The 21,006-nt window shown below is 68.5% G+C and carries 21 protein-coding genes; 11 read left to right on the forward strand and 10 right to left on the reverse strand.

Annotation, left to right across the window (positions count from 1 at the left end; all coding sequences use genetic code 11):
• Positions 1-79: 79 nt before the first annotated feature.
• Positions 80-1,288, forward strand: coding sequence for an FAD-dependent oxidoreductase (locus EV675_RS06985; RefSeq protein WP_207221923.1), 1,209 nt, complete (start codon positions 80-82; stop codon positions 1,286-1,288).
• A gap of 12 nt (positions 1,289-1,300) precedes the next feature.
• Complete coding sequence (locus EV675_RS06990) at positions 1,301-2,800, forward strand: aldehyde dehydrogenase (RefSeq protein ID WP_130356592.1); 1,500 nt, start codon at positions 1,301-1,303, stop codon at positions 2,798-2,800.
• Between the two features lie 42 nt (positions 2,801-2,842).
• On the opposite strand, the gene EV675_RS06995 is transcribed toward EV675_RS06990, so the two are convergent.
• A complete protein-coding gene (locus EV675_RS06995; RefSeq protein WP_165404475.1) occupies positions 2,843-3,601 on the reverse strand; it encodes a maleate cis-trans isomerase family protein in 759 nt (252 codons plus the stop codon).
• A gap of 7 nt (positions 3,602-3,608) precedes the next feature.
• On the reverse strand, positions 3,609-4,619 hold the full coding sequence (locus EV675_RS07000; RefSeq protein ID WP_165404476.1) for a Bug family tripartite tricarboxylate transporter substrate binding protein: 1,011 nt from the start codon (positions 4,617-4,619) through the stop codon (positions 3,609-3,611).
• 112 nt (positions 4,620-4,731) lie between these two features.
• Between EV675_RS07000 and EV675_RS07005 the strand changes: the two genes are divergently transcribed.
• The 6 genes from EV675_RS07005 (at position 4,732) to EV675_RS07030 (ending at position 9,899) form a co-directional block, all read left to right on the forward strand.
• Positions 4,732-5,517 (forward strand): GntR family transcriptional regulator, encoded by a 786-nt coding sequence (locus tag EV675_RS07005; RefSeq protein WP_130356595.1) that lies wholly within the window; start codon positions 4,732-4,734, stop codon positions 5,515-5,517.
• Positions 5,518-5,641: 124 nt separating this feature from the next.
• Positions 5,642-6,919 (forward strand): 3-isopropylmalate dehydratase large subunit, encoded by a 1,278-nt coding sequence (locus EV675_RS07010; RefSeq protein WP_130356596.1) that lies wholly within the window; start codon positions 5,642-5,644, stop codon positions 6,917-6,919.
• A complete protein-coding gene (locus EV675_RS07015; protein WP_130356597.1) occupies positions 6,916-7,446 on the forward strand; it encodes a LeuD/DmdB family oxidoreductase small subunit in 531 nt (176 codons plus the stop codon). Before EV675_RS07010 ends, EV675_RS07015 begins: the two co-directional genes overlap by 4 nt.
• Entirely contained in the window at positions 7,443-8,063 is a 621-nt protein-coding gene (locus EV675_RS07020; protein WP_130356598.1) for a cysteine hydrolase family protein, read from the forward strand. The genes EV675_RS07015 and EV675_RS07020 overlap by 4 nt, the downstream gene beginning before the upstream one ends.
• A 12-nt stretch (positions 8,064-8,075) precedes the next feature.
• Positions 8,076-8,939 (forward strand): isocitrate lyase/PEP mutase family protein, encoded by an 864-nt coding sequence (locus tag EV675_RS07025; protein WP_130356599.1) that lies wholly within the window; start codon positions 8,076-8,078, stop codon positions 8,937-8,939.
• Positions 8,940-8,990: 51 nt separating this feature from the next.
• Positions 8,991-9,899: a LysR substrate-binding domain-containing protein gene (locus EV675_RS07030; RefSeq protein WP_130356600.1), complete on the forward strand. Its 909-nt coding sequence runs from the start codon at positions 8,991-8,993 to the stop codon at positions 9,897-9,899.
• Positions 9,900-9,931: 32 nt separating this feature from the next.
• Here EV675_RS07030 and EV675_RS07035 read toward each other — a convergent pair whose 3' ends face one another.
• From EV675_RS07035 to EV675_RS07050, 4 genes are read right to left on the reverse strand one after another with little or no spacing between them, the layout of a single operon-like run.
• Positions 9,932-10,909 carry a Bug family tripartite tricarboxylate transporter substrate binding protein gene (locus EV675_RS07035; RefSeq protein WP_130356601.1) on the reverse strand — a complete coding sequence of 326 codons (978 nt, stop codon included), beginning with the start codon at positions 10,907-10,909 and terminating at the stop codon, positions 9,932-9,934.
• Entirely contained in the window at positions 10,906-11,760 is an 855-nt protein-coding gene (locus EV675_RS07040) for a class III extradiol dioxygenase family protein (protein WP_130356602.1), read from the reverse strand. The genes EV675_RS07035 and EV675_RS07040 overlap by 4 nt, the downstream gene beginning before the upstream one ends.
• The gene (locus tag EV675_RS07045) at positions 11,760-12,125 is read right to left on the reverse strand and encodes a protocatechuate 3,4-dioxygenase (protein ID WP_130356603.1); all 366 of its coding nucleotides are present in this window, start codon (positions 12,123-12,125) and stop codon (positions 11,760-11,762) included. The genes EV675_RS07040 and EV675_RS07045 overlap by 1 nt, the downstream gene beginning before the upstream one ends.
• Positions 12,126-12,151: 26 nt before the next feature.
• The gene (locus tag EV675_RS07050) at positions 12,152-13,330 is read right to left on the reverse strand and encodes a 4-hydroxybenzoate 3-monooxygenase (protein ID WP_130357938.1); all 1,179 of its coding nucleotides are present in this window, start codon (positions 13,328-13,330) and stop codon (positions 12,152-12,154) included.
• Between the two features lie 234 nt (positions 13,331-13,564).
• On the opposite strand from EV675_RS07050, the gene EV675_RS07055 reads away from it, so the two are divergent.
• Positions 13,565-14,071, forward strand: a complete 507-nt coding sequence (locus EV675_RS07055) for a PRC-barrel domain-containing protein (protein ID WP_130356604.1) — start codon at positions 13,565-13,567, stop codon at positions 14,069-14,071.
• A 1-nt stretch (position 14,072) separates the two neighbouring features.
• Here the strand turns inward: EV675_RS07055 and EV675_RS07060 are convergent, their stop codons facing one another.
• Both EV675_RS07060 and EV675_RS07065 read right to left on the reverse strand, forming a co-directional pair.
• Positions 14,073-15,122, reverse strand: coding sequence for an adenosine deaminase (locus EV675_RS07060; protein ID WP_130356605.1), 1,050 nt, complete (start codon positions 15,120-15,122; stop codon positions 14,073-14,075).
• Between the two features lie 12 nt (positions 15,123-15,134).
• Positions 15,135-15,491: a nucleotide pyrophosphohydrolase gene (locus tag EV675_RS07065; protein WP_242621352.1), complete on the reverse strand. Its 357-nt coding sequence runs from the start codon at positions 15,489-15,491 to the stop codon at positions 15,135-15,137.
• A gap of 131 nt (positions 15,492-15,622) precedes the next feature.
• Between EV675_RS07065 and EV675_RS07070 the strand changes: the two genes are divergently transcribed.
• Entirely contained in the window at positions 15,623-16,471 is an 849-nt protein-coding gene (locus EV675_RS07070) for an AraC family transcriptional regulator (RefSeq protein ID WP_130356606.1), read from the forward strand.
• A gap of 1 nt (position 16,472) precedes the next feature.
• Here EV675_RS07070 and EV675_RS07075 read toward each other — a convergent pair whose 3' ends face one another.
• Both EV675_RS07075 and EV675_RS07080 read right to left on the reverse strand, forming a co-directional pair.
• The gene (locus tag EV675_RS07075; RefSeq protein WP_130356607.1) at positions 16,473-17,450 is read right to left on the reverse strand and encodes a Bug family tripartite tricarboxylate transporter substrate binding protein; all 978 of its coding nucleotides are present in this window, start codon (positions 17,448-17,450) and stop codon (positions 16,473-16,475) included.
• 121 nt (positions 17,451-17,571) lie between these two features.
• Positions 17,572-18,453, reverse strand: a complete 882-nt coding sequence (locus tag EV675_RS07080; protein WP_130356608.1) for a pirin family protein — start codon at positions 18,451-18,453, stop codon at positions 17,572-17,574.
• Between the two features lie 117 nt (positions 18,454-18,570).
• Here EV675_RS07080 and EV675_RS07085 point away from each other — a divergent pair, with 117 nt between their 5' ends.
• Positions 18,571-20,988: an AsmA family protein gene (locus EV675_RS07085; protein ID WP_130356609.1), complete on the forward strand. Its 2,418-nt coding sequence runs from the start codon at positions 18,571-18,573 to the stop codon at positions 20,986-20,988.
• The last annotated feature ends 18 nt before the right edge of the window (positions 20,989-21,006 follow it).

The following is a 21,006-nucleotide window of genomic DNA, read 5'->3' on the forward strand; positions in this document are numbered from 1 at the left end:
TTCAATTGTCCTATTGACAGGTCAATAGAATAAATGTGAAATGGCTCGAAAAACGTCGACAACCCAAGCGAGGTAGCGTGTGAGCACCGGGACCCCCGAGCAGGTCATTATTGTAGGCGGCGGCCCCGTGGGCCTGGTCGCGGCGATGCGGCTGGGCCATTACGGCATTCCGGTCGTGGTCGTGGAAGCCGAGGAACAGGTGTCGCGGGCCTTGAAGGCGTCCACCTTCCATCCGCCCACGCTGGAAATGCTGGACGAGTACGGTATCACGCCGGGGCTGATCGAAGCCGGGCTGGTCGCCCCCACTTGGCAGGTGCGCATGCACGAGACGGGCGAGTTCGCCGAGTTCGATCTGTCGGCGCTCAAGGACGAGACCGCCCATCCCTACCGCCTGCAGACCGAGCAATGGAAGCTGTCCGAGTTGCTGCTGGCCCACATCCGGGAGAAGCTGCCGGCGGTGCGGGTGCTGATGGGGCATCCGTGCGTGGAGGTGTCGCAGGACCAGGATTCCGTGCGGGTCACGGTGCAGCCGCCCAGCGGCGAGCGCCAGCAACTGACCGGGCGCTACCTGATCGCGGCCGACGGCGCCCGCAGCATGGTGCGGACCGCTCTGGACCTGAGCTTCGAGGGGCTGACCTTTCCCGAGACCACGGTGCTGGCCACCACCCGGTTTCCGTTCCACGAGCACATTCCCTCGCTGTCCTACATCAACTATTGCTGGGCCTCGACCGGCACCTTCAGCCTGCTGCGGCTTCCCGGCCTCTGGCGGGTCAGCCTGTATCCCTGGGAAGGCGAGTCGATCGACGACGCGCTTGAGCCCGAGTCCATCCAGAGGAAGCTCCAGCATGTCCTGCCGCGCGACCAGGCCTACGACGTGATGGAGATCCGGCCCTATCGAATCCACCAGCGGGTCGTGAACACCTACGTCAACGGCCGCATCGTGCTGGCCGGCGATGCCGCCCACATCAACAGCCCCAGCGGCGGCATGGGCATGAACGGCGGCATCCACGACGCCTTCAACCTCACGGACAAGCTGCGCCGCATCTACGCGGGCGAAAGCGATGCGCTGCTGGGCCAGTACGAACGCCAGCGGCGCCCGATCGCGATCAAGCACGTGCTGCAGCAGTCGGGCCGCAACCGCGCCCGCATGCAGGAACGCGGGGAATCGCAGCGCCGCGCGACGCTGGAGGACTTGAAGCGCAAGGCGGACGATCCCGCCCTGGCCCGCGAGTACCTGCTTGAAACCTCGATGATCTTGAGCCTGCGCGAAGCGGCCGCGATCGACTAGGCCGGGACCGCCATGAATCAGCCCACGCAGGCGGAATTCCCCATCCGCGAGCAGGTATCGAGCTTCATCGAAGGCCGCTACACGCGTACGGCCGGACACGAACTGCCGGTGATCTTCCCCGGCGACGCGCGGCGCATCTCGACCCTGGTCGAGGCGTCGGCGGACGAAGTCGACGCGGCGGTGCGATCCGCCCGGGCCGCTTTCGACGACGGGCGCTGGCGCGGGCTGCCGGTCGAGGCGCGCCAGGCCGTGATGCGCAAGGTGGCCGACCTCGTCGACAAGCACCGCGACGAACTGGCCTACCTGGAGTGCATGAATTCCGGCATTCCCATGCGCCACCTGCAGAAGGGGCAGATTCCCCGCACCGCCTACAACTTCCGCTTCTTCGCGGAATTCCTGGGCCAGCATGCCGAGAAGCTGCACGGCCAGACGGACGGGTACCTGACGCTGGTGCTGCGCGAGCCGGTGGGTGTCGCGGCGTTGATCGGCCCTTGGAACGCGCCGCTGGCCCTGACGTCGATGAAGATCGCCGGCGCCATCGCGTTCGGCAACAGCTGCGTCTGCAAGCCCTCCGAGGTCACGCCGCTGGCGGTCGCGCGGTTCATGGAGCTGCTGATCGAGGCGGGCGTGCCGCCGGGCGTCGTCAATCTGGTCAACGGCCGCGGCGGCGTCACGGGCGAGGCCCTGGTGGCGCATCCGCAGGTGGACCTGGTCTCGTTCACGGGCGGCACGCAGACGGCGCGCCGGATCTCGGCCAGCGCCGGCGAAGGGCTCAAGCCGCTGTCGCTGGAGCTGGGCGGCAAGTCCGCCAACATCGTCTTCGAATCGGCCGACCTGGAGCGCGCGGTGGACGGGGCGCTGGTCGGCATCTTCTCGAACAATGGCCAGCAGTGCCTGGCCGGTTCGCGCATCCTGGTGCAGCGGCCGGTGCTGGACCGCTTCGTCGACGCCTTCGCGCAGCGCGCCCGCCGGCTGCGCATAGGCAGCCCGCTGGACCCGGCCACCGAGATCGGGCCGCTGGCGTTCCAGGCCCACCGGCAACGGGTGGCCGGCTACGTGGACATCGCCCGTGCCGACGGCGCGCAACTGCTGTGCGGCGGCGCGACGGTCGAGGCGCTGGAGCCGGGCTTCTATTTCCAGCCGACGGCCGTGCTGGCGCGGGACAACACGGCGCGCGTCTGCCGCGAGGAGATCTTCGGGCCCTTCGCCACCATCGTTCCGTTCGACACCCAGGACGAGGCCTGCGCCATCGCGAACGACAGCGAGTTCGGCCTGGTGTCCTATGTGTGGAGCGACCACCAGCCCACGGTGATGCGCGCGCTGTCGGAGATCCGGGCCGGCATGGTATGGGTCAACACGCCCATGACGCGCGACCTGCGCGCCCCTTTCGGCGGCATCAAGGCATCGGGCTATGGCCGCGAGGGCGGCGAGTCCAGCATGAAGTTCTATACCTTCGAGAAGACGGTCATGCTGCCCACGGTGCCACCGTCGATACCCCGCATGGGTATATGAAAAAACGGCGCTTTCTGGTGAAAGCGCCGTTTTTTTGCCGGCCTAGGGCTGCTGACGCGCGAGGCGTTCGCGCCAGTGGTCGCCCCGCAGCCAGGGCTCCAGCGGCGCGGGCCGGCCATCCACGGCCGAGACGCCCATCCAGGCCAGGCACAGCATGCACGACAGCACCGGCACGCGCGACCGGGCGTTCGCCGCCAGCAGCGGGGCCAGGGTGGGCATGCCCGTGCCCAGCATCAGGATGGCATCGGTGTCGTCGCGGGCCAGGTCGTCCAGCAGCGCGCCGGCGGCGTCCGCCTTCATCGAATAGATGGGATGGAACTGCGTGTGGTCCATGGCGGCCGACGCGATGCGCGACACCGCGAAGCCCTGGGATTCCCAATAGGCCTTGCTGGAGGCGGTGAGTTCGGCGGGATAGGGCGAGGCCAGCGCGATCCGGCGCGCGCCCAGCTGCTTCAACGAGGCGACCACCGCGGTGGCCGCGGTGAAGGCCGGCACGCCGCGCTCGCGCTCGATATCCGCCAGCACCTGTTCCTCGCGTTCGCGGCCCACCAGGTAGGAGGCGCCGGTGCAGCCCACCGCGACCGCCTTGATGGGCGCGTTGGCGAACTGGTCGCAGGCGGTATCCAGCCTGTCCACGTAGTCGACCAGCCGCGCCTCGATGGTGGACTTGTCGCTCATCAAGCGGGCATTGATGTGCGCGTATCCGGCCGGCAGCAGGATGAAGTACTCGGGCTCGACCGTGGTGTTGGCCTGCGGGGTCAGCAGGCCGATGAGCCCCTTGGGTGCGTATTCGACGGCCATGCGGGCATCAATCCAGCTTGATGTTGGCGGCCTTGATGATGGGCGCCCACTTGCGGTCCTCGTCATGCAGGAACTTCACGAATTCCGCCTGCGGCGCGCCGATCGGGGTCAGCCCCTGTTCGGCCAGCTTGCTGCGGAAATCGGCGTTGGCCATGACCTTTCCGAGCGCGGCCTGGAGCCGGTCGACGACGGCGGCGGGCGTGCCGGCCGGCGCCGAGACGCCGAACCAGGCCTCGCCCACGGTGCCGGGCACGACCTCGTTCATCGTCGGCACGTCGGGGAAGGCGGGGACGCGCTTGGGGCCGCTGACGGCCAGGATGCGCACGTTGCCCGCCTTGGACTGGGTGGAGGCCACCGCCATGTTGTTGAAGATGGCGTCCAGCTGTCCGCCCAGCAGGTCGTTCATGGCGGGACCCGTGCCCTTGTAGGGAACGTGGGTCATGTCCATGTGCGCCTTCTGCTTGAGCATTTCGCCGGTCAGGAAGCCCGCCGAGCCTACGCCGGCCGAGCCGTAGTTGTACCTGCCGCCGGCCTGGCGGGCCAGTTCGACGAATTCCTTGAAGTCCTTCGCGGGGTGGTTGGTGCGCACGATCAGGCCGTTGGGGAAGGTGCCCAGCAGCATGATGTGCGTGAAGTCGCGATAGGGATCGTAGGGGATCTTCTGGCCCAGCAGCGGACCGGTGGTGATGGCCGCGCCGTTGGTGATGACCAGCGTGTAGCCGTTGGGCGGCGCCTTGGCGCCCAGGTCGGTTCCCAGGATGGAGCCGGCCCCGCCCTTGTTGTCCACGATGACCGACTGGCCCACTTCCTCGGCCAGCGCGTTGGCGACCAGCCGTCCGATGACGTCGGTCGAGCCGCCCGGGCTGAACGGCACGATGAGCTTGATGGGACGATCGGGATAGGCCTGGGCCAGGACCGCGCCGGAAGCGGCGGCAAGGCCCACTGCAAGGAACGCGCGGCGGCAGATGTTCAGCACGCGGGGGCGGGCGCGGTGTTCCCCTGTAATATGATTGCGCATGACGTGACCTGAAGGAAATGTGTACGACGGCATGTGGATATTCCGCCAGGTTCCGTCATCGAGTCAAGCTAAATTGTTCTATTGGACAGACAATAAGACAGAATCGGGATCTATGCCGCAAACCCTGCCCCTGCCGAAGTACCACAGCGTCTACCTGGTATTGAAAGAAAGGCTGCGCGACGGCGTGTACGACGACCGCGTGCCCGGCGAGCTGGAACTGATGGACGAGTTCGCCGTGTCGCGCGCCACCGTGCGCAAGGCCCTGGAGAATCTGACCCAGGAAGGCCTGATCGAGCGGTCGGCCGGACGCGGCACCCGGCGCCTCCAGCCCCCCGGCCAGGCGGCCCGGGGAGGGACGGCCGCCCCGCGGATGGCGGGCCTCCTGGACAACATCATCGCCGCCAGCCTGGACACCACGGTCAAAGTCATCGAGCACGAGTACGTGTCCGCCACCGAACCGGTGGCGCAGATGCTGCAGATCGAACCGCGCGCGCAGGTGCTGCGGGCGGTTCGCGTGCGCAGCACCAAGGCGGGTCCGGTTTCCTGCATCACCACCTGGGTGCCGCGCGAGTTCGCGGGCAACCTCGGCCGCCGGCAGCTCGGGCGCAAGGCCATGCTGGTGCTGATCGAGGAATCGGGCGTGGCGATCGGCCGGGCCCGGCAAAGTATCTCCGCGCGTCAGGCCGACGCCACCGTCGCGGGGCTGCTCGGGCTGCCGCTGGGATCGGCGCTGCTGTCGGTCAGCCGCGTGGTCTACGACGTGAACGACCGCCCCGTGCTCTGGCTGCAGGGCCTGTACTGCCCCGACCGCTACGAGTACGAAATGGAGTTGTCGAGGGTGGGCGAGATCGACGCCAAGGTCTGGGTCAGCAAGGATTTCAACGCCTACATGCGCTGACGCGCCGCGCCGGGTATCCGGCGCGCCACAAATACGAACACAAGAACCCGAATCAAATGTACTATTGTTAGGACAATAGATTGGAAGGGCCCGGCCGGGTCCTTCGAGGATATCGGGTGACAGTTTGACTACATCGCCGGATGAAGGCCGGACGCTGGCGCAGAAGCTGATCGCGCGCGCCTCGGGGCGCGCCAGCGTGCGCGTGGGCGAGATCGTGACCTGCAAGGTCGATCTCGCGATGTTCCATGACTCCTCGGGACCGAGGCGGCTCAAGCCCATGCTGGAAGAGCTGGGCGCGGGCATCTGGGACAAGTCGCGCGTGGTGCTGGTCATGGACCACTACGTGCCCGAGCGCGACGAGGATTCCCGCAGGATCGTCCGCATCGCGCGCGAGTGGGCGCGCGAGCAGGACCTGCCGCACGTCTACGACAGCCAGGGCATCTGCCACGTCGTGGTGCCGCAGGGCGGGCACATCCTGCCCGGCATGTTCTGCGTGGGCGGGGATTCGCATTCGCCTACGGGCGGCGCGTTCGGCGCCTACATGTTCGGCATCGGCTCGACCGAGATGCTTGGGGTGGTCGTGACGGGCGAGATCTGGCTGCGCGTGCCGGACACCCTGCGCATGCACTGGTCCGGCGTCTTGTCCCAGGGCGTCACCGCCAAGGACATGATGCTGCACATGCTGGGCCGCTTCGGCATGAACGGCGGTGCCTACCAGGCCGTGGAGTTCTGCGGGCCGGCGGTGCGGGCGCTGGGCATGCAGGAACGCATGACGCTGTCGAACATGAGCGCCGAGCTGGGCGCCCAGGCCGGCCTGATCGCGCCCGACGACATTACGGCCGAATGGCTGGCCGCCACCGGCGCCAAGGTGCCCGACCTGAGCGGATGGCATACGGACGAAGGGGCCGCCTGCACCCGCTACGATTTCGATGCCGGCGCGCTGGCGCCCATGGTGGCCGCACCCCATAGCCCCGCCAATTCACGGCCGGTCGACGACTACCATGGCGTACCGGTCCATGTGGCCTATGTCGGCGCGTGCACGGGCGCCAAGCTCGACGACCTGCGCGCCGCCGCATCGGTGCTGCGGGGCCACCGGGTGGCGCCGGGCGTGCGGCTGATCGTCGCCCCGGCCAGCCTGCGCGACCAGGAGGCCGCGCGCGGCGAAGGCGTGCTGCAGGTCCTGATGGATGCCGGCGCGGAGCTCTTCCCGACCTCCTGCGGCGCCTGCTCGGGCTACGGCAGCCCCATGGGGGACGATGTCACGGTCATCTCGACCACCGCGCGCAACTTCAAGGGCCGCATGGGCTCGCCCACCGCCCAGGTGTACCTGGGTTCGCCCTATACCGTGGCCGCCTCGGCATTGCGCGGCGTCATCAGCGACCCGCGGGAGGTACTGGCATGAGCGCGACCACGCATCGCGTCTGGAAGCTGGGGCAGGACATCGATACCGATCTGCTGGCGCCCGGCTACGTCATGAAGCACGGCATCGAGGTCATCGCCACGCACTGCCTGGAGTCGGTCCGGCCCGAGTTCGCCGCCACCGTGCGGCCGGGCGACGTGGTGGCGGCGGGGCCGGGCTTCGGCATCGGCTCCTCGCGCGAGCAGGCCGCGGCGGCGCTGGTGCGCCTGGGCGTGGCGGCCGTGATCGCGCCGTCCTATGGCGGGCTGTTCTTCCGCAACGCCTTCAACGTCGGGCTGATGCTGCTGACCTGTCCGCAGGCGGAGTCGCTGGACGAGGCCGCGCGGATCGAGATCCGGTTCCGCGAGACGCCGCAGGTGGCGACCCCGGACGGGCGGGTGCTGGCGTGCGAACCCATTCCGGACTTCCTGGTCGACATGGCTCGCAGCGGCGGCCTGCTGAATCAGCTTCGCAAGCGCCTGGCCGGGAATGGTCCCGGCACTTCTTCCTCCGGACATCTATCGCGATGACGAACGCATCCCTTCCCGCCGACCCGGCACGCACCGCGCTGCTGATCGTGGACCTGCAGAACGATTTCCTGGCGCCCGACGGCGCCTACGCCCGGGGCGGGGCGGTCAGCGCCGCCGCGGCCGCCTTGCCGCCGCGCGTGGCGGCAGTGGCGCGGGCGCTGAAGGCGGCCGGCGGCATGGTGGTCGCCAGCCAGTTCACGCTGTGGCCCGACGGCCGCGGCGAACCGATGATCGCCCCGCACCTGGCGGCGCTGCGGCCGTTCCTGCGCAAGGGCGACTTCGCGCCGGGCAGCCGCGGGCAGGCCAATGTCGCCGAACTGGACGGCCTGGTGGACGTGTCGGTCTGCAAGGTGGCGTACTCCGCCTTCTTCAACACGCAGCTGGACTGGGTGCTGCGCCATGCGGGCATCGATACGGTCGCCGTGTGCGGCATCGTGACCAACGGCGGCGTGGCCAGCACGGTCCGCGACGCCCACATGCGGGAGTACCACGTTGCCGTGCTGGCGGACGGCTGCGCCGCCTTCCGCGAGGAAGTGCACGCCACGGCGCTGGCCGACATGGCGGGCATCGCCGACGTGACCGACTGCCGCAGCTTCGAGCGCGGCCTGGCCGCCTGAAGGAGCCTCGCCATGTCCCACGATTTGCGCAACCGCCTGGCCCGTCCCGGCATCGTGCTCGCCCCGGGCGTCTACGATGCCTTCAGCGCCCTGGTCGCCGAACAGGCCGGCTTCGAGGCCCTGTACCTGTCCGGCGCGTCCATCGCCTATACCCGGCTGGGGCGTTCGGACGTCGGCCTGACCACCTATACCGAAGTCGCCGATACCCTGGCGCGCATCACCGAACGGGTGTCGCTGCCCGTGATCGTCGATGCGGACACCGGGTTCGGCAACGCGCTGAACGCGATGCGCGCGGTGCGCGGCCTGGAGCGCGCCGGCGCCGCGATGGTACAGCTCGAGGACCAGACCTTTCCCAAGCGCTGCGGCCATCTGGACGGCAAGTCCGTGGTGCCGGTTGCCGAGATGGCCGGCAAGCTCAAGGCCGCGCTGGACGCGCGCGTCTCGTCCTCCACCCTGATCCTGGCGCGTACCGACGCGGTCGCGGTGGAAGGGCTGGAGGCCGCGCTGGAGCGCGCCGAACGTTATCTGGAGACCGGAGTGGACGCGCTGTTCATCGAGGCCCTGAGGACGCCAGAGCAGATGGACGCGGCCTGCCGCCGCTTCAAGGGCCGGGCGCCGTTGCTGGCCAACATGGTGGAGGGAGGCAAGACCCCCATCCAGAGCGCGGCGGAACTGGAGCGGCACGGCTTCGGCATCGCCATCTTCCCGGGCGGCACCGCGCGCGCGGTGGCCCATGTGCTGCAAGGCTACTACGGCAGCCTGCGCGAACACGGCACGACCTCCCCCTGGCGCGACCGCATGCTGGATTTCGACGAACTGAACGCGCTGATCGGCACGCCGGAACTGATGCGGCTGGGAAGTTCGTATTCCGGTTGAGCACGCGTACCCCATGTGATGCGATCATGGCGGCTTCGACAAGGAGCCGCGATGACGCTACAGCAACTGCGCGACTTTCTGGCTGTGGTGGAGCAGGGCAGCTTCAGGCAGGCCGCCCGTATCCTGGACGTTTCCCAGGCTGGCCTGACCAATAGCGTGAAGGCGCTCGAATCCTCGTTGGGGGGATCCCTGCTCGCCCGCTCGGGGCGCGGGGTTCACCTGACCGAAGCCGGCCACCGGCTGTATGCCAGGGCGATCCTGATCGACCGCGAGGCCAGGCGCGCCGAGGACGAGGTGAGGCAGATGCACGGCCACGAGACGGGCACGGTGGACGTGGCGATCGGGCCGTCCATGACCGCGCTGCTGCTGCCGCGCGTGGTCGCGGATTTCCGCGCGCGCTTCCCCAAGGTTGAACTGCGCCTGACCAGCGGCTTCTTCGAGCAGATCCTGCCCTCGCTGCAGTTGGGACAGGTGGATTTCGCGGTGACGTCGGTGCCGGACGAAGGCGCGGGCGGAGGCCTGGTCAGCACGCCCCTGTTGCAGACGCGCCTGGGCGTGGTGGCCCGCAAGGGGCATCCGATGGCGGATGCCCGGTCGCTGCGCGAACTGGCCGACTGCGAATGGGTGGTGATGGGGCCGCCGGGACGGCCGGGCGGCACGATCGTACGTTTCTTCGAGGACAACGGGCTGCCCGCGCCCAAGGCCGCGGTGCGCTGCGAATCGTTCGCCCAGGTCATGGCCCTGGTCAATTCCACCGATCTGCTGGCACTGGTCCCGCGCGTGATGCTGGACCAGGGACTGCTGGGCAGCCTCGTGGTCCCGGTCGAACTCGACGAGCACGCGCATAGCTTCGAGATCTGCCTGGTGCGCCGCGCCGAGGCCTCGCTGACGCCCGCCGCGGCCGCCTTCGCCGCGATGTGCGAATCGTGCAGCCGCATCATCGCCGGCATGGGCAGGTAGAACGGCCCGCGGTTGCCCGCGGGCCGCATGCCTCAGTCCAGCTGGAGGTCCAGGCTGCGGACGATGGGCTCCCAGCGTGCCGTATCGGCCCGGAGCATCGCGGCGGCCTCGGCCGACGGGGTGCCGGCGGTCACCATGTCGAGTTCGGTCAGCCGGGCGATGATGGCCGGGTGTTTCATCGCGCGGGCGACGGCCTCCTGCAGGACCGCGATGCTGGCGGGCGGCGTGTCCTTGTGCACCCACACGTACTGTTTGAACGTGGCGTCCAGGCCGTCCACGCCCGTCGCCTGGGCGAGCGTGGGCACCTCGGGCAGGCTGGGCGACCGGATCGCGGTGGACACCGCAAGCGCCGTCAGCTTGCCGGTCTTGATGTGAGGCAGCACGGTCGGACCCGCCAGCCAGCCGCAATCGACCTGGCCGCCCAGCACGTCGGTCAGCGCGGGACCGGGGCCGCGATAGGCCACATGCTGGATGTCGGCGCCCGTGGCGCGCAGGAACATGGCGCCGGCCAGGTGTCCGGGCGTGCCGTTGCCGCCCGAGGCATAGGTCAGCCGCTTCTTCCCGGCCAGCTCCACCAGCTGGCTGGCGCGGTCGACCTTCACGCCCGGATGGCAGACCAGCACCTGGTTGAAGGTGGCCACCATGGATACCGGCACCATGTCGCGGCGCGCATCGAAGCTGAGTTTCTTGTAGACCAGCGGGTTCACGGTGACGACCGTGTCGGCGCCGACCAGCAGCACGTGTCCATCGGGCCGGGCCCGCAGCATCTCGCCGGGCGCGAGATTCAGGCCGGCCCCAGGGCGGTTCTCGACCGTGAAGGTCTGGCCGAACGAGGCGGCCAACTGTTCGGCCAGCGACCGGGCGATGATGTCCGACGGCGCGCCCGGCGGGGAACCGGACAGCATGCGGACCGGCCCGCCGGGATAGGCGGGTTGCGCGGCGGCGCAGGGCGCGGCCGCGGTCGTTACGGCAAGGGCCAGCAGGCATGCCGGCGGGGTAAGGCGGATCATGAGGTCTCCTCCTCGGCGTCCACGAAAGTGACCAGCCCCATGCCGCTGGTCATCGGGGCGTAGTAGTTCTTGTGCAGCCGCCGGACCCGCGGCGTCATCGCGCCGCGCATGATCAGCCACATGATCAGTTCGACCGCCTCGGCCCCGGCCGCCTGCATGATGTCCTCGTGGCTCATGGCCGCGAGCGACGCGGGGTCGGACTCGATCAGGTCCAGCCATCTCCGGTCGAAGGCTTCGTCCAGATGGCCGAAGCGTTCCCCGTGCAACTGGTGCGACATGCCGCCGGTGCCGACGATCGCCACGCGCGCGTCGGCGGGATAGCTTTCGACGGCGCGGCGCAGCGCCTGGCCCAGCCGCAGACAGCGGCGAGCCGTGGGCAGCGGATGCTGGATCACGTTGACGACCAGCGGCACGACCTTGATGTTCCAGTCGGGCTGATAGGACCACAGCAGCGGCAGAGGCACGAGCAGGCCGTGGTCCACCGCCATTTCCTGGCATATCGTCAGGTCGAATTCGTCGGCGATCAGGGCATTGGCCAGGTGCCAGGACAGGTCCGCGTCGCCCTTGACGGCGGGCAGCGGCCGCTGGCCGAAGCCTTCGTCGGCCAGCGGATAGCTGTCGGCCGTGCCCAGCGCGAAGGTGGGGCAGCGGTCCAGGCCGAAGTCCGAGCCGTGGTCGTTGTAGACGAAGATCACGGCGTCGGCGCGCACTTCGTTCTCCAGCCAGTCCTTGACCGGCAGATAGCCGTCGAAAAGCGGCTTCCATGCCGGGTCCTGCTGCTTGCCCAGGTCGAAGGCGCGTCCGATGGACGGAACGTGCGAACTGCCTATGCCTGCCACGATGCGTGCCATCAGACGGCCCCCTTGTCCTGGCGCGTGGCGAGGAATTCGTCCAGGCTCTGGCCGCGCATCTGCGCGCCCATCGTGTAGAGCCCGGCTCCCACCGTCGCGCCGATCTTGATCATGTAGTAGATGTTGCCGCCCAGCCTGACCAGTTCCAGCCAGTCGCGATCGCGGATGGCCTGCTTCTGGGGCTCGGACAGTCCGAACGAAGCCATGTAGGCTTCCTCGTCCTGCCGGAAGCGTTCGCGGTTTTCGGACCGGGTGAGCGACATGCACAGCTTGTTGACGGGATAGCCCCGGCGGCTGCGATCGCCGTCGAAGACATAGGTGCCGTCTATGCCCCAGTCCCGGGGCGGGGGTGATGCGTCCGTCATCGTGTCTCCTGGTAGGACGTGGGCGGTCAGACGTCGAAGGGCAGGCCCGTGTAGTTGCGCGCGAACAATTCCGCGGCACGCGGGTCTTCGACGATCTGTTCGAGTTCGGCAAGCTGCATGCGCATGTGGAAGCGCGGCTCGTCGTGGAAACGGTGCAGCAGCGTGCACAGCGAGGCGGCGAAGCGCTGGGTCTTCCATACCCGGCGCAGGGCGATCTCAGAGTACCGTTCGAGCAGATCGCCATCGCCGTGGCGGTAATAGGCCTCCAGCGCTGCCGCCATGACGCGCACGTCGCCCACCGCGCTGTTCAATCCCTTGGCGCCCGTGGGTGGAACGATGTGCGCGGCGTCTCCCGCCAGCATCAGCCGGCCGTGGCGCATCGGCGCGGCCACGAAGCTGCGCATGGGCGTCAGCGACTTCTGCACGATGCGGCCTTCGTTCAGGCGGAAGCCGTCATGGGTGGCGAAGCGCGCGTGCAGTTCCGACCAGATGCGGTCGTCGGACCACTGCTCGACGTCGTCGTCCACCGGGCATTGCAGATACAGGCGGCTGACCGTGGGCGAGCGCATGCTTTGCAGCGCGAAGCCGCGTTTGTGGTGGGCGTAGATCACTTCGTGCGAGGCGGGGGCCGCCTCGGCCAGGATGCCGAGCCAGGCGAAGGGATAGTCCCTGCCGTAGCTGTCGATGCGGCCGCCGGGGATGGCCGGACGGCTGATGCCGTGGAAGCCGTCGCAGCCGGCCACGAAATCGCACGCGAGCTCGCGGGTTTCGCCGTCCTGCTCGAAGCGGATGCGGGGCCGGGACGTTTCCAGGTCGAGCAGCGAGGTCACCCGCGCCTCGAACCAGAGCGGCCGGTCCGTTTGCAGGCGCGCGGCGACCAGGTCCTTGACGATTTCATGCTGGGGATAGACGGTGACGCACTGTCCGCCTGACAGCGCCTTGACGTCGAGGCGATGGCGGGTTTCCCCGAAGCGTATGTCTATGCCTTCGTGGACCATGCCTTCGCGCGCGAGGCGGGCGCCGACGCCGCAGTCCGCCAGCGTCCGTACCACGCCGTGCTCGAGCACGCCGGCGCGCTGCCGGTTCTCGATGTACGAGCGCGGGCGGCTTTCGAGGATGACCGAGTCGATGCCCGCCAGATGCAGCATCTGTGCCAGCAGTAGTCCGGAGGGGCCGGCGCCGACGATGCCGACTTGAGTCTTGATGGTTTCCATGCCGTGGGTCGTAGTTCCGTTGCCGGGCCCGTTCATCCAGGCCCGGCGGCAGTATCACGATCCGCGCGTACAGCGAAAAGCCAGTTTTTCCTTATCTCGATAACGGTTTGCTATCAGCAACCCCGGATCATGGGGCACGTTCCTTGCTGGTATCCCGGCGCTTCCGCAGTTTCTCGTCCCCGGACGCAGGCGTGGAAGCCGCCGGCGTCCAAGAAGGAGATCAACATGGCACAAATCGACAGCACCGCCGCGCGCCAGCAGGGCGGCGCCGGCATCGTGGGCAAGGGCAGCGCGACGGCCGCCGGGCCGGGGCCGCACATCATGGCCGCCTCGACACTGGACGGCAACAAGGTCTACAGCGCCGACGATGTCCATGTCGGATCGATCAAGGACATCATGCTGGACGTGTCGGCGGGACGCATCGCTTATGCGGTGCTGTCGAGCGGCGGCTTCCTGGGCATGGGGGACAAGCTGGTGGCCATCCCTTGGAACGCGCTGACGCTGGACACCGACCGCAAGGTGTTCATCCTGGGCGTGTCGGCCGACGTGGTGAAGCAGGCCGAAGGTTTCGACAAGGACCGCTGGCCCAGCTTCGCCGACGCGGGCTGGGCCACCGAGCTGCACGGCCGCTACGGTACGGAGCCCTATTGGCACCAGCGCCAGGGCGAACGGGTCGTCATAGACCAGCCGGTGGTGAACGCCCCGCGCACGGGTTTCTCGGAAGGCTTGTAGCCTAGCCCGTGGGAATGCCGTCGAAGGCCTTGTCCAGCCTTCGCCGCCAGGCCTGCTTGTCCGTTTCGGGCGCGAAGCTCGCGTCCAGGCTGTTACGCGCCAGCCGGTATGCGTCGCGCGCGCCCAATTCGGGCAGGGCCTCGAAGCAGGCCAGGTAGTTCCGGTTGACGTAGCCGCCGAAATAGGCGGGATCGTCGGAGTTCACCGTTACGCACAGACCGGCCTCCAGCAAGCGCGCGAGGGTGTGCCGTTCCATGCTGGGATAGACCTTCAGCATGACGTTGGACAGCGGACAGACGGTCAGCGGGATCCGGTGCTCGGCCAGGTGGGCCACCAGCCGCGGATCGTCCAGGCAGCGCACGCCGTGGTCGATGCGCTCGGCCTTCAGGTCGCGCAGGGCGCTCCAGATGTAGGAAGCCGGACCTTCTTCGCCGGCGTGGGCGACGGTGCGCCATCCCAGTTCGCGGCAGCGCCGGAAGACCTCGGTGAACTTCTCGGGCGGATTGCCGACTTCGCCGCTGTCCAGCCCGACACCCAGGATGCGGTCGCGGTAGGGCAGCGCCGCCGCCAGGGTCTCGAAGGCCGATTCCTGCGGCAGGTGGCGCAGGAAGCACATGATCAGCTCGCTGCTCACGCCCAGCGTGTCGCGGGCGTCGCGGCGGGCGCGGTCCAGGCCGGCGATGACCGTGCCGAATTCCACGCCGCGCACCGTGTGCGTCTGCGGATCGAAGAAGATCTCGGCATGCACGACGTTGTCCGCCGCGGCGCGCCGGAAGTAGGCCATGGCCATGTGGTAGAAATCTTCCTCGCGTTGCAGCACGGCGGCCCCCGCGTAGTACAGGTCCAGGAAGCTCTGCAGATCCTGGAACGCATAGGCCCGGCGCAGGCTGTCGATGTCGGGGTAGGGCAGGCCGAGGCCGTTGCGTCGCGCCAGCGCGAAGATCAGCTCGGGTTCCAGGGTGCCTTCGATGTGCAGGTGCAGCTCGGCCTTGGGCATGGCCTGCAGCAGCGTCGCGAGGTGGGGCGGAGGTACGGTCCGGGACGGAGTCATGGCGGCCGCCTGTCAGGTGTCGTCGCTTTCGTCGTACTTGCGGGAGCTGCCGTAGAACGCCTGGGGCGGATACTTGATCGCGTTCTTCAGCATCTTGCGCTCGACCGCCTGGCCTATGTCGATGTCCAGCTTGTCGGCCAGCGCGACCAGATAGAGCTGCACGTCGGCGATCTCGTCGGCGGCTTCGGACAGCTTGATGGGATTGAGTTCCTTGGATTCTTCCTCGGTCATCCACTGGAAGATGGAGACGAGTTCACCGGCTTCGCCGCTCAGCGCCATGGCGAGATTCTTGGGGGAGTGGAACTGGTCCCAGTTGCGTTCTTCGGTGAAGCGCCGGACGGCGCGCCTGATCTGGTCGAAGTCGGACACGTTGATACCTCTGGGGGCGGGACGTTTATATTCTAGCCCTCGCCGCCGGCCGGCCCGCCCAGGGCCTGTTCACGCCAAAACCGCAAAATCCGCAACACGTCCCCCCGTACAGTCCGTACCCGGAGGTACTCATGAAATCGCAGACACGCAGCCACTACGAACGGCGCCTGGAGCCAGTCCTAGCCTGGCTGGCCGCGCATCCGGACCAGGACGCCGACCTGTATCAACTGGCCGGACTGGCCTGTCTGTCGCCGTATCACTTCCACCGGGTCTATCGCGCCATGCTGGGCGAGACCGTGGCGGCCACGGTGCAGCGGGTCAGGTTGATGCGGGCGTCGGCGGAACTGCGCCGGGACGGCCGCACGCTGGACCAGGTCGCGCGGCGGGCGGGCTACGGCTCGACCGCCGCGTTCAGCCGGGCGTTCAGCGCGGCGTTCGGCATGCCGCCCGGGCGATATCGCGAGGACCGTTCTCCCGACGTCATCTATCGCAGCAAGGAGCTCACCATGTATCCCGTGCAAATCGCATCATTCTCCGGCGCTTCGCTGGCGGCCTTGTCGCACGCCGGCGATTATCTCGGCATAGGCGCCACTTTCGACCGCCTGTTCATGCTGGCGGGCAGCCGCAACCTGCTGCTGGGCGAACCGCGCAGCTTCGGCGTCTATTACGACGATCCCGAGCAGGTGGCCACGCGGGACCTGCGCAGCGAAGCCGGACTGGAGGTGCCGCCCGGCATCGCGCTGGACGAGCCACTGCATCGCCTGGAACTGCCCGCCGGCCGCTGCGCGGTGCTCGAGCACACGGGGCCGTACAGCGAACTGGAGTCGGCCTATGCCTGGCTGTTCGGCGGGTGGCTGCCGGCCAGCGGCGAGCAGCCGGCCGACTTCCCGATGTTCGAGGAATACGTGAACGACCCGAAGACCACCCCGCCGTCCGACCTGAAGACCCGCATCTACCTGCTTTTGGCGGACAAGCCGTAGATCAGCCTCCGCTCAGGTCTATTCGCGAGGCGATGTCGCCGTAGACCGACAGTTCGCGGGACAGCTTGGCGCGGAACTCCGCGGCCGTCAGCGGCTTGGCCGCGAGGTTGCCCTGCGCTTCCATCGCCCGCTGCACGGCGGGGTCGCGCAGGATGTCGGCGACGTCGGCGTTGATCCTGGCCACGACCTCGGGCGGGGTGCCCGCGGGGGCCAGCAGGCCATGCCAGGTACTGATCAGGTAATCGGGCACGCCGGCCTCGGCGAAGGTGGGGACGTCCTTCAACTGCGCCAGCCGTTCGCCGGAGGCCACCGCCAGCGCCCGCAGCTTGCCCTGGTTGATGTAGCCCATGGCCGAGCCGGGCGTGGGGAAGGACATGTTAACGACGCCGCCCATCAGGTCCGTCATGCCCTGCGCGGCGCCTTTGTAGGGCACGTGCAGGATGTCGGTGCCGGTGCGGATCTTGAACAGTTCCCCCGCCAGGTGCGGCACGCCGCCTATGCCCTGGGAACTGTAGCTGAACGGTTTTTTCTTCTCGCGCAGCGCGGCCAGCAACTGGCCCAGGTCCCGGTAGGGCGACGCCGCGTTCACCACCAGCACGTTGGGCACCTCGACGGTCAGGGCGACCGGCGTGAACGATTTCTCCACGTCGTAGCGCAGGTTCTTGTTCACGAACTTGTTGAGGTTGTGGCTGCTTGCGGCCACCAGCAGCGTGTAGCCGTCCGGCCTGGCGTTGGCCACCGCGGTGGCGGCGATCGTGGCGTTGGCGCCCGGCTTGTTGTCGACGATGACCGACTGTTTCCAGCGCTTGGCCAGTTCGCTGGCGATCAGGCGGGCGGACTGGTCGATGGCGCCGCCGGGGGTGTAGCCGACCACGAAGGTGACGGGCTGGGAGGGGTAGTCGGCCGCCAGGGCCGGGGGGCACAGCGCAAATGCGGCGATCAGCGCCGCCGCGAGCCGTCCGGGTGCAGGGACGCGCATGGGGAGTCTCCGGATGTTCTTGTGAGGACTGGGCGGGCCTGCGAGGCCCGCCCATGCACACTAGACACCGGGCGCAGCCCGATCTCAAGCCGGATTTTTCGAGTTTCCGCCCTGCGAAAACCTACCAGGGCACGGGCGGCGCCACCAGGCGCCGGTTCTCGTAGCCCCGGACCGAGCCGAAACGCGCGCTGCCCGCCTCCCAGTCGCGTTGGGCCTGGGCGATGGCGGCCTTGCTGCCGACGAAGTTCCACCAGATGGTGATGTCGTCGGTGGGCGGTTCGCCGCCGATCAGCAGCAGGCGGCTGCCGGCCTCGGCGGACAGGGCCAGCTCCGCATGCCCCTTGGGAAGGTAGGCGAGTTCGTTCGTGGCGAAGCGCTGGCCGTCGACCTGCGCCGAGCCTTCCAGCACCAGCAGGCCGTGTTCGAAGCCGGGTTCGAGCGCCAGGCGCAGGGACGCGTCCGTCGGGCTTTGCAGGTCCATGCCGACCAGCGGCGTATGGACGCGGGTCGGCGCCGTGCGTCCGGCATGGGAGCCGGCCAGCAGGGTGAAGTCGACGCCGGCTTCCGACCAGCGCGGCAGATCGGGGTAGTGGTCGAACGCCGGGGGTATCTCCTGCTTGCCGGGAGGCAGCGCGATCCACAGCTGGGCCGCGTGCAGCACGCGCTGGTCGGGCAGGGATTCCTCGGTATGGCTGATGCCGATGCCGGCCGTCATCAGGTTGACCTGGCCCGGGCGCAGAACTTGCTCGTTGCCCAGGCTGTCGCGGTGCAGGGCCTCGCCCTCGATCAGCCAGGTGAAGGTCTGCAGGCCGATGTGGGGATGCGCTTCGACCAGCATCCCTTCGCCGGGCTCGAACCGGGCCGGCCCGGCATGGTCCAGGAAACACCAGGCCCCGATGCGCCGGCGCTGCCGTACCGGCAACACCCGATCCACGCTGATGCCGCCCCCGATCTGCGCCGTGCGCGACTCGATGCGTTCGATACCGGAATTCTCAGCGGTCATGTCAGTACTCCATATGCGGCGCGTAAGGGGGGAGCCGTTATCATATAGTCCTCCTGGGGTACAGTCGCGGAACGGCAGCGGCATGCCGGGCATCCAGGTTTTTCGGAGACGAGTTAAATGCGGTGGTTCAAGCGCATCGCAATCGGTGCGGCTGTCCTGCTCGCCGTGGCGGCCATCGGACTGACGGCCCTGGTGGTGCTGGTCGATCCCAATCACTACAAAGGTCCGGTCGCCGACGCGGTCAAGAAGCGTTACGACCGTACCCTGCGCATCGACGGTAACGTCCGGTTCAGCGTCTTTCCCAACCTGGGCGTGGAGATCGAGAAGCTGTCGCTGTCCGAACCGCGCTCCACCCAGATCTTCGCGGCGGTGGACACCGCGCGGGTATCGGTGGCGGTGCTGCCTCTGCTGTCCGGCCGCATCGTGGTCGACCGCGTCAGGGTGGTCGGGCTCAAGGCCAACGTGGTGCGCTACCAGAACGGCAAGTTCAATTTCGAGGATCTGCTGGGCCCGGCCCCCAAGGCCCCGGGCCAGCCGGCCGGCGGGGAACTGGACGCCGGCGGCAAGCCCCTGCTGTTCGACGTGGCGGGCATCGAGTTCAACGGCGGCGAGCTGGCGCTGCGCGACTACGTGAAAGGCACGTCGATGCGGGTGGAGCGGCTGTCCGCCACGACGGGACGGGTGGCGCCCCGCACGCCGTTCGACATGGACCTGTCGGCCCGGGTGCTGGGCCAGAGTCCCCGCGTGGATGCCACCGTCCAGGTCCAGGGGCGGCTGACGGTGGACCCCGAGCAGCGGTTTTTCTCGGCCAAGGGCTTCGACCTGAAGGCGACCGGCGTGCTGCCCTCCATCCGCGCCACCGCGCTGACGGCGCAGGGCGATCTTGCCTACGACGGCCAGCGCCAGGCCATCGACGCCTCGGGCGTTTCCGTGGCCTTCCAGGGCGACGTGGCGGGCAGCCGGCCGCTGAGCGGCGTGGATCTGCGGCTGGACGCCCCGCGCCTGAACGCCGGGCTGGCCGAGGGCCGGGTGCAGGTCGAGAAGCTGTCGCTGTCGGCCCAGGGCAAGCTGGGCGCCGATTCCTTCGAACTGGCGTTGTCGGCGCCGGCGCTGCATGTCTCGCCGCAAGCGGCGCAGGGGGAGGCGCTGACCGCCCGCGTGAGCCTGGATGGCAAGCGGGACCTGGACCTGCGCGTGGCCTTGTCCGGCATATCCGGCACCGCCGACAAGCTCGATATCGAACGCCTGGCGCTCGATGGCGAACTCAAGGAAGGCGACCGCGTGGTCCGGCTCGCCAGCGCATCGCCGGTTCATGCCAGCCTGCCCCGCAGGAAAGTGTCGCTGTCCCAGCTCGCGGGCCAGGTGGAGATCCTGGATCCCGCGCTCCCCGGCAGGCAGATGGCGATTCCCATCAAGGGCAGCGTGCGCGCCAACTTCGAGAGGGAACACGCGGCGGCCAAGCTCGACGCCACCATCGAAGGCGGCGAGTTCAGTGCCTCGGCCGAGGTGTCGCAGTTCGACGAACCACGCATCGCCTTCACTGTCGTTGCCGATACGCTGGATCTGGACAAGCTGCTGCCTGCGGCCCGGCAAGGGGCGGCGGGCGGTGGATCCGGCGCGGGCGCCCGCGCCCCGGCGGATCCACCGGTGGACCTGTCGGTGCTCGAGGACATCACGGCCAGCGGTACCGTCAAGGTCGGAAGCCTGGTCGCGCGAGGGCTCAAGGCCGGCAACGTCTCCGCTTCGGTGCGCGTGGCCAAGGGCCGCGCCGACGTAAGCAGCCTGAAGGCGTCGCTGTACGGCGGTTCGCTGTCGGGCAGCGTGTTCGCGGACGCGGCCACGAACCGCGTCGGCCTCGCGCCCACGCTCACCAACGTGTCGCTGCAGCCGCTGTTGTCGGACCTGAAACACAAGGACGGGCTGATCGGCCGTGCGACGGTCGCGCTCAACCTGACCGCGACCGGCAAGACCGTCGGGCAGATGAAGCGCGCCCTGAACGGCACGGCCAGCCTCGCGGTGCGCGATGGCGCCGTCAAGGGCGTGAACATCGCCCAGTCCCTGCGCGAATTCCGCTCGCTGCTGTCGGCGCGCAAGGACGACGCCAGGCAGCACCAGGATGCGCTCCAGACCGATTTCTCGGAAATGCAGGCGCAGCTGGTGTTCGCCAGCGGCATCGGGACCGTGCGCAGCCTGAGCGTCAAGGCGCCGCTGTTGCGCGTCTCGGAAGGCGAACCGGCCCGCATCGATATCCCCGGCGAACGCTTCGACCTGATGGCCCTGGTCACCGTCGTGAACACCTCCACGGGCCAGGACGGCAAGGACCTCGCGGACCTGCGCAACGTCACCGTGCCGGTCCACGTGGCGGGTCCCTTCGCGTCGCCGTCCTACACGATCCAGTGGAGCAAGGTCGCCACCGACGTGCTCAGGAACACCGTCAAGAACAAACTCCAGGAAGAGCTGGGCATCGAGCCGTCCGAATCGGGCGACAAGCTGCGCGGCAAGGTCAAGGACCGGCTCAAGGGATTGTTCCGGTAGTCGCATCTTCAGCACGGA

This window comes from Pigmentiphaga kullae (assembly GCF_004216695.1).
In the GTDB taxonomy this organism is placed as follows: Bacteria; Pseudomonadota; Gammaproteobacteria; order Burkholderiales; family Burkholderiaceae_B; genus Pigmentiphaga; species Pigmentiphaga kullae.